Source organism: Corynebacterium sp. HMSC072A02, from assembly GCF_001810085.1.
Lineage (GTDB): Bacteria > Actinomycetota > Actinomycetes > Mycobacteriales > Mycobacteriaceae > Corynebacterium > Corynebacterium hesseae.
In genome coordinates, this window is record NZ_KV799878.1 from 21998 (window position 1) to 22291 (window position 294).

Consider the following 294-nt stretch of genomic DNA (forward strand, 5'->3'; position numbering starts at 1 on the left):
AGGGCACCAAATGATGGACTTGGCAGTAATCAGCGGGCTTGTTACAGCCTGGTCTTGCACACGTGTGGAATTCAGCGTGCAGGGTAAGGCGTTGTTTGAAGTTTGCTCCACGCTCTAGCCGGAAGGTGTCGATGGGTCCTTCAATGGGGTGCACGATGGTGGCATACCCTATTTCGGCAAACTTGTGGGTGAGGAATTCTGCCCCGGTTATGCGCCCACCATTAGTCAAGTTGAGCTCGATTTCATCACCCTCGCCGTTAATGATCTGGTCGAGCTCGTTGAGGGTGACGATGA

Annotated in this window: 1 pseudogene; it reads right to left on the reverse strand. The window is 53.4% G+C overall.

What is annotated here, in order from left to right:
- Positions 1–294, reverse strand: a pseudogene (locus HMPREF2698_RS13540) (HNH endonuclease); the annotation flags it as partial.